The organism is Comamonas sp. MYb21 (assembly GCF_037479395.1).
In the GTDB taxonomy this organism is placed as follows: Bacteria; Pseudomonadota; Gammaproteobacteria; order Burkholderiales; family Burkholderiaceae_C; genus Comamonas.
In genome coordinates, this window is record NZ_JBBGZC010000023.1 from 1 (window position 1) to 7,795 (window position 7,795).

The 7,795-nt window shown below is 64.6% G+C and carries 7 protein-coding genes; 3 read left to right on the forward strand and 4 right to left on the reverse strand.

What is annotated here, in order from left to right; translation table 11 throughout:
* Window positions 1–165 precede the first annotated feature (165 nt).
* Window positions 166–672, reverse strand: coding sequence for a DUF6314 family protein (locus tag WH367_RS24020; RefSeq protein ID WP_339537966.1), 507 nt, complete (start codon window positions 670–672; stop codon window positions 166–168).
* A 361-nt stretch (window positions 673–1,033) separates the two neighbouring features.
* On the opposite strand from WH367_RS24020, the gene WH367_RS24025 reads away from it, so the two are divergent.
* Together WH367_RS24025 and WH367_RS24030 are read left to right on the forward strand one after the other, a co-directional pair.
* Window positions 1,034–1,600 carry a hypothetical protein gene (locus tag WH367_RS24025; RefSeq protein WP_021028906.1) on the forward strand — a complete coding sequence of 189 codons (567 nt, stop codon included), beginning with the start codon at window positions 1,034–1,036 and terminating at the stop codon, window positions 1,598–1,600.
* A 204-nt stretch (window positions 1,601–1,804) separates the two neighbouring features.
* On the forward strand, window positions 1,805–2,212 hold the full coding sequence (locus tag WH367_RS24030; protein WP_339517181.1) for a BLUF domain-containing protein: 408 nt from the start codon (window positions 1,805–1,807) through the stop codon (window positions 2,210–2,212).
* 84 nt (window positions 2,213–2,296) lie between these two features.
* Here the strand turns inward: WH367_RS24030 and WH367_RS24035 are convergent, their stop codons facing one another.
* The gene (locus WH367_RS24035; protein ID WP_339537967.1) at window positions 2,297–3,757 is read right to left on the reverse strand and encodes an ATP-binding protein; all 1,461 of its coding nucleotides are present in this window, start codon (window positions 3,755–3,757) and stop codon (window positions 2,297–2,299) included.
* Window positions 3,747–4,490 (reverse strand): response regulator, encoded by a 744-nt coding sequence (locus WH367_RS24040; protein WP_021028909.1) that lies wholly within the window; start codon window positions 4,488–4,490, stop codon window positions 3,747–3,749. Before WH367_RS24040 ends, WH367_RS24035 begins: the two co-directional genes overlap by 11 nt.
* A 132-nt stretch (window positions 4,491–4,622) precedes the next feature.
* On the opposite strand from WH367_RS24040, the gene WH367_RS24045 reads away from it, so the two are divergent.
* The gene (locus WH367_RS24045; protein WP_339537968.1) at window positions 4,623–6,947 is read left to right on the forward strand and encodes a TonB-dependent siderophore receptor; all 2,325 of its coding nucleotides are present in this window, start codon (window positions 4,623–4,625) and stop codon (window positions 6,945–6,947) included.
* Between the two features lie 121 nt (window positions 6,948–7,068).
* Here the strand turns inward: WH367_RS24045 and WH367_RS24050 are convergent, their stop codons facing one another.
* Window positions 7,069–7,560 carry a hypothetical protein gene (locus tag WH367_RS24050; RefSeq protein ID WP_339537969.1) on the reverse strand — a complete coding sequence of 164 codons (492 nt, stop codon included), beginning with the start codon at window positions 7,558–7,560 and terminating at the stop codon, window positions 7,069–7,071.
* Window positions 7,561–7,795 lie beyond the last annotated feature (235 nt).

Below are 7,795 nucleotides of genomic sequence, written 5' to 3' on the forward strand. Positions count from 1 at the left end.
GGGGGGGGGGGGGCGTGGCGGGTCTTCCCTATCGGTGGCTTTGGGCGGCGCCCCGCCCCAACCACCCCACCCCCAAACCCCCCCCCCGCGGCGCGAGGAGACATTGAACAGGTTCTTGGATCAACGGAATTTCAATCCGCTGGTCCAGGCTGCCTCCCAGGCGTCTCAGACCGCTGTGCTGCTGGTGGTCGGGGCGCCCGCCAGCCGCTCATACAAGGTATAGCTGCGGTAGGACTTGTGCGGCCCGCGCACCTGGTGCTCGATGACAAAGGCACCGCTGCGCAGAAACGCATAGCTGCTGTCATAGCGGTCCGCAATGCACAGGTGCGAGCTGCTGGCGCTCAGCTGCCCGTCCTGGTCGATGGCGGGATGCAGCCGGTGAAAAAGGCGCTGCTGCTGGGCATCGAAATAGATGCACAAATCCGTCCCCTGCTGGCTGAAAAAATAGCTGCCGCCGGCGCGAAACGCGCCGCCGCTTTGCAGCACCATCTGGCCGCTCTCGGCATAGTGGGCGCCGCAGGAACCCTCCGGGGTGAAGCGCGCCTGGCCCTGCACGGTGCCAATGGGGTTGCGGGTCACCAGATCCTGCAGGCTGCGCGAAAAACGCCATTCGCCTTGCAGCGCGGCAAGCAGGTGTTCTGCCACCCAGAGGGGCTGGTGCTCGGTAGTCATTGCGGTGTTTTCCATAGGCGGAGCATCTCTGCCGCAGGCCCTGTCAGCACCCTGCTGCCCGGGTGCTGAGATGCGGTGGGCTGCGGCGATTTTGCCAGGGTTTTCTCAGCCGCCATAGCGCTGCAAACGGCTTGGCGCAAGGCTTTGGCGCGGTAGGTGAAATCTGACCATGTGTCCGTCCTGCCACCCACAGCCTGCGCGGTTGGGGCTGCTGATAATTCATTCACGCCATTGAGGCCAGCAACGCAGCCATTGTGGCGGTATTGCATGAATGACATGCCAGGAGACTATTTTTTGCGCTTCATTGATGGGTGCAAAAAATAGTCAGCTCTTTCACCATAACGATCCAAGGAACAACACCATGAAGCTCCAACCTACCATCGCCGCCCTGTGTGCAGCCGCTTTCTTCTCCGGTGGCGTTTTCGCCATGACCTCTGCCGAGCAGAAGGTCGAGAAGGACCGTATCGAAGCCGAGCACAAGGCTGCCAGCGACCAGTGCAAGCCCATGAAGGGCAATGCCAAGGATGTCTGCAAGAAGCAGGCCGATGGCCAAAAGAAGGTCGCCTTGGCGGATCTGAAGCACCGTGCAGAACCTACCGAAGGCCACCGCCACGACCTGGCCAAGGCCAAGGCAGATGCCGAGTACGACGTGGCCAAGGAAAAGTGCGACGACGCCACGGGCAACACCAAGGACGTCTGCCAGAAGGAAGCCAAGGCAGCCCATGTGAAGGCCTTGGAAGCCGCCAAGGTCGCGGAGGTGAGCGCCAAGCCATCGTCCAATCCATCGGATGTGGCCGATGCGCGCAAGGACGCTGCCGACAAGTCGCGTGAAGCCGACTACAAGGCTGCCAAGGAGCGCTGCGATGCCATGGCCGGTGATGCCAAGGATGCCTGCGTGACCGATGCCAAGCGCAAATTTGGCCAGTAAGTCGCGTTGATGCTGCGCCTGCCAAGGCGCTGTCACCAGCCCCTGATGCACCATCTGCGATGGCCATCAGGGGCTGGTTTTGTGCGGTGATAGCAAGTGCCTGCTATCGCTGCCGGGCTCTGAAGCAGAAAAAAGACCTCAACCGGCACTCACCCGCCGAGGCAAGCAGTACATTGCATACATAATGACAGCGAGAGCCCAGCCATGCCTTCTTCCCTCCGATCCCTTCTCTACACCAGCAGGCTGGCTCCCGGCTATGGGCCCACCGAGGTGGGGCGCATCGTCAAGCAGGCGCGGGAGCTGAACGCCATCCATGGCATCACCGGTGTGCTGGTGTTCGATGGTGACTGGTTTGCGCAGTATGTGGAGGGCGCACCTGATGCCATGCGGGTGCTCGAATCCCATCTGCAGGCAGACCCTCGGCATTCCGATTTCCGGGTCATCGATGCGGGGCTGTCCGGCCCCGAGCGGCGCTTTCCCAACTGGGTGATGGGTTATGCGGATGGCGATATCGACAGCAGCGGCTTGAACATCTCGGCGCTGGCCCAGGCCGATGCCTATGAGGCGCTGGAGCGCTTTGCCCAAGCGGTCAAAACCTTGGATATTCTCTGACGGACAGGACTAGCCGCCCTCGCTGATGGCGAACGCGCTCAATCGTGGTGGCGGACCCTTGGCCAGCAAGACGCCCCAGGCCTATCACTGTGCGCTGACCCTGTTTTTGCGGATACGTATGCCGGCCGACAGGCCCTGCGGCTCGCGGTTGTGCAGCAAGAGCGCGCCGCCATGCGCCTGCGCAATGGCATCGACAATGCTCAGGCCCAGGCCATGGCCGCCGGTGTCCTGGTTGCGCGATGCTTCACCGCGCTCAAAAGGCTGGCGCATGCGCTCGAGCTGCGCGGGCGCAATGCCCGGGCCCCGGTCCTCCACGCAGATTTGGGCAAAGTCCTCATCTTCATCGAGCACCAGGCTGGCGCTGCCGGCATAGCGCAGCGCGTTGTCGATCAGGTTGTCCAGCGCGCGGCGCAGGCTCACAGGCTGGCCCATCACTGGCGCACGGATATGGCCGCGGATATCGACGGGCTGGCCCAGCTCCTGCCGGTCCTGGCAGATGCTGCGGGCCAATGCATCCAGGTCAATCTGCTGCAGCGGGCCCTGGTGCTCCCGCGCCTGGATAAAGGCCAAGGTGCTGTCGATCAGGCCTTCCATGCAGCTCAGGTCGCCGCGCAGCTTTTGCTTGCCGCTGTCCAGGTCGGCGCTGTCCAGCAGCTCCAGACGCAGCCGCATGCGCGTGATGGGCGTGCGCAGATCATGCGAGACTGCGGCCAGAAAATGCGTGCGCTCGGTCAGGTTGGCGGCAATGCGCTGCTGCATGCGGTTCAAGGCATGGGCGGCCTGGCGCACTTCGCGTGGGCCGTCCTCGTCCATGCGCGGCGCGGCGACCACATCGCGCTCCAGCGCCTGCGCGGCCTGGCCCATGCGCAGCAGCGGGGTCACCACCCAGCGCACCGCCAGCAGCACGAGCAACACCACCACCAGAATGCGAAACAGGTAGACGCGCAGCAGCACATCGGCCAGCACCTCCCAGCCGCTTTGTGCATGCCAGCCGGGGCTCAGTTGCGTCTCCAGCACCAGCCAGCGGCCGGGGGCCAGCGCAATCTGCAGGCCATAGTCCACCGTGAAAGGGCTGAGCCCGAAATAGCTGGACTGCGGCACCGCATGCCCATGCGCATCAGTTAACTGCAGCCGCTGCAATTGGGCCTGGCCCGCCTGGGGCAGCCGCGCATGCAGCACGCGGTTGACCAGTGCCTCGGCCTCCTGGTGCAGCTCGGCGTCTTCCACTGGGTAACGGGCTTGCGCCTGATCTAGCACCCGGGCTTGCAGGCCGGGGCCAGCCAGGTAGCGCAGCGCTTGCGGGTCCTGGTTGTTCCGGGCCAGCACCTGCAGCGCATCGGCCAGGCGCTCGGCTGCTACGCGCGTGGGGGTTTCCAGGGTTTGGGTGTGGCGCAGGTCCAGCCAGATGCTGCTGGTGAGGAACTGTGTGGCCAGCATGCCAACGGCCAGCACCAGCACCAGGCGGCCAAACAAGGTATCTGGCAGCCAGCGCACCAGCCGCTTGCGCCAGCCGCTGGCCTGCATATGGGGGGCGTCAGTCGCCATGCACAGGCGGCGGCACCAGCATATAGCCCTCATGCCGCACGGTGCGGATGATTTGCGGCTTGCGGCTGTCCAGCTCGATATGGCCGCGCAGGCGGCTGATGCAGACATCAACAGCCCGGTCCGAGGCCGCGCGCTCACGGCCAAAGGCCAGGTCCATCAGCTGGTCGCGGCTCACGGCCTGGTGCGGGTGGCGCAGCAGGTGCTCCAGAATGCGGAAGTCCGAGCTGGCCAGGCTGATCAGCACGTTGCTGGGCGAGAGCAGGTGACGCTGGGCCAGGTCCAACGTAAAACTGCCAAAGCGCAGCAGCATCGGTGCTGGCGGCTCGGGCATGCCGGGCATGGGCTGGGCCTGGGGCCGCACGCGGCGCAGCACCGCGCGGATGCGGGCCAGCAGCTCCATGGGCTCAAAGGGCTTGTTCAGGTAGTCATCGGCGCCCAGCTCCAGGCCGACCACGCGGTTGAGCACGCTGTCGCGCGCCGTCAGCATGATGATGGGGATATGGGCCGTGGCCGGGTTGGCGCGCAGCTGCTGGCACAGCACCATGCCATCGGTGCCGGGCAGCATGATGTCGAGCAGGATCAGATCGGGCAGGCGCTCGGCCAGCGCGGCCGCCATCTGTTCGCCATCGCCCGCGCACTGGCTGTGCAGGCGCGATTTGGCCAGGTAGCTCACGATGAGCTCTCGCATGTCGGCGTCGTCTTCGACCACCAGGATCAGGGGCAGGTTTTCCATGTGTGTGGCCGGCTATTGTAAACGGGACATGCGAATGAGAATACATTTCATTTCATTTCCGTACACGGCGAATACATGGCGCGGGGCCACCCTTTTTACAGTGCCAGCTTTGCAATAAAAAAGGTGGTTGGCATGGTGGTGAATCAAAAGCGCGCAGCGGTGGCAGGGGGGCCGGTTTGGCTGCGGTTGAGCCCGGTGGTGTGTGCCGCCTTGGCGGCCTGTTCCCAGGCGGCCTTGGCGCAAACCGCGCCATCCGCGCCGGCGGATGCAGCCGCTGCCAAGCGCACGGCAGAGACCACCCAGCTCGAAGAGGTGGTGGTGAGCGCCGAATCCACCAACGCCAGCGAGGCCACACGCTCGTACGAGAACCCGGCCGTCTCCAGCGCCACCGGCCTGTTGCTGACGCGCCGCGAAACCCCGCAGTCGGTCAGCGTCGTCACCCGCCAGCAGATGGACGACGAGAACGTGCAGACCCTGGATGATGCCTTGCTCAACGCCACCGGCATCTCGGCCACCCAGCTCGATGTGGGCGGCCGTACCAGCTACCGCGCGCGGGGCTTTGAGATCACCAACTTCCGCGTGGATGGCGCATTGCAGAACGGCCAGACCGGCTTCTCCGGTCAGGGCCTGGCGCTCAACATGGATCTGTATGACCGCGTCGAGATTCTGCGCGGCGCCAATGGCCTGCTGGGCGCCACTGGCGACCCGGCCGGTGTGGTCGACATGGTGCGCAAGGAGCCGCGCAAGACGCGCTTTGGCAGCGTCGGCGTGACCCTGGGCAGCCACGGCGGCCGCCACCTGACTGCCGATCTGAACCAGCCGCTCAATGCCGATGGCAGCGTGCGCTCGCGCTTTGTGATCAGCGGCGATGATTCGAGCACCTTCCGCGACCGCGAAAAGGACAAGTCCCTGGGCCTGCTGGCCAGCTTTGCTGCCGACATCAGCCGTGACACCAAGGCAGCCCTGGGCCTGCAGTACGAGCGCCGCCGCATCGATGGTGCCACCTGGGGCACGAACGTCCCCATCTGGTATGCCGATGGCACCGAGACCCACTTCAAGCGCAGCCTGAATTCGTCGGCCGACTGGAGCTACAGCGAGCGCGAGAGCAAGACCATTTTTGGCGCGCTGGAGCACCGCTTTGACAACAACTGGACGACCAAGCTCTCGGGCTCCTGGACGCGTGGCGAGGTGGACAGCCACCTGGCCGTGGCCAAGGCCAACCGGGGCACGGTATCGGCCGGCTACTGGGCGCAGGATGGCAGCGGTGCCTACCTGAACACCTATTTGTCCGAGGCGCAAAGCACCACCAAGAACCTGCAGTGGACGCTCAACGGCCCCTTCGAGGCATTGGGCCGCCGCCACCAGTTCATGATGGGCGCGAACTACAACGACAACGAGTCGACCGCCTACGGCCTGGACTGCTTCAACAGCGCTGGCCAGTCCGTCGCTTGCATGAATCGCATCAGCAACGGCTTTGCGATTGGCGACTGGCGCGAGTTCATCCGCACCGGCCAAGGCATTGGCGAAGTGACCACCGCCCGCAACGGCAAGGACACCGTCACCCGCATCAAGACCTATGGCAGCTATGCGGCCACGCGCCTGAGCATCACCGATCCGCTGTCGGTGATCGTCGGCGCGCGGCTGAGCTGGCAGCGCAACTTCTCCAACGGCGTCGTCACCTCGGACTTCAGCCACCAGGTCACGCCCTACCTGGGCGCCGTCTATGACCTGAACCGCAACTACTCGCTCTACGCCAGCTACACCGATGTGTTCGAAGCCCAGTCGCAGCGCCGCGTCGATGGCACCTATCTCGATCCCAAGTCCGGCACCGCGATGGAAGTGGGCGTCAAGGGCGAATGGCTCGATGGCCAGTTCGATGGCTCGCTGGCGGTGTTCCGCAACAAGCAAAAGGATGTGGCCACGATTGCGCGTGACGCCAGCGGCGACCCGCTCTACGTGACCGGCGACGAGGGTGTGACCGCCTATGTCAATGGCGCATCGGGCGTGACGACCAAGGGTTTTGAAGTGGACTTCTCCGGCCGCATCACGCCGAGCTGGAATGTTTATGGCGGCTACACCTATCTGTCGGTGAACAACCCCAACTCTACCGGCGCAGAGGATGACCCCAAGCACCTGCTGCGCCTGAACACCAGCTACCGCCTGCCCGGCAACTGGAACAAGCTGACCCTGGGCACCGGCCTCACGGCACAAAGCAAGATGCACCAGGTCGCCACCGGCACCAGCCACCCGACCGAGGGCGCCAATGTCAATATCGACCTGAAGGCCTACACCCTGTTCCATGCGATGGCGCGCTATGAGATCAACAAGGACCTGGTCGCCACCCTGAACATCTCCAACCTGTTCGACAAGACCTACTACCGCCAGTACGGCTTCTACTCGGGCGCCATCTATGGCGAGCCCCGGACCGTGCGTCTGAACCTGAAGGCCACGTTCTAAACAAAGGATCGCGTTCCTAAGGTGGGCCTTATCCGGCCCGCCCCTGCTGCAGCCCACTCTGCAGCCCTGGACTTTGCAGTGCCAGCCCTGTGCTGGCGCTGCAGAGTCCTTTTTTTGGCCCTCAGCTTGATCGTTGCTGGAGCTCGTGCGCGATGCGCTGGCACCAAACCTGGGCCTCTGCCTGCAGGCCAAAGCTGCTCAGGTGCATCGCGCGTTCGCCCCGCACACGCAGGCGCACGACATAGTAGGGCCCATCTTCGGCGCTGCGCTCCAGCACGCTGGGCGGCTCGATATCGGCGTAGGGAATGGCGCGTGGGGGCAGGGGCAGGCGCCCATGGCGCACCAGGCAGCGCTGGCGCTGGTCAAAATGCAGCCGCAGGCAGCGCCCGCATGCCAGGCAGAGGAAAAACACCCCCAGCACCACCGGCGCCGTGATGCAGGCGGCCAGCAGCAGCAGTTGCCACCACGGCAGGCCCCAGTGACCATGCTGGACAAAGGGCACCGGGATCAGAAACATCGCCAGCCCAATCACGGCCACAAACAGCCGCATCGGCCAGCTGATGTGCTCCTCGTAACGCAGGCCGTCGGGCGAGTCGCGGAAGCCATGGGTCATGTCATGCCTCTATGCGCTGGTGTGTGGGTGCTCCCTGAATGCCTTGGCCAGGGGAACAGGCTTGGCTCTGGATTCTACGGGGCGGCTACGTTTTCGGAACATGGCCACGATGCCCCATGCAAAAAGTCCCGGGGGGGGGGGGGGGTGGGGGGCCCGGGCGGTTGATGTGGCGGGGGGGGGGGGGGGGGGGGATTGGGAGGGCGGTTTGGGTTCAAAGACGGAGGGTATTGGGGCG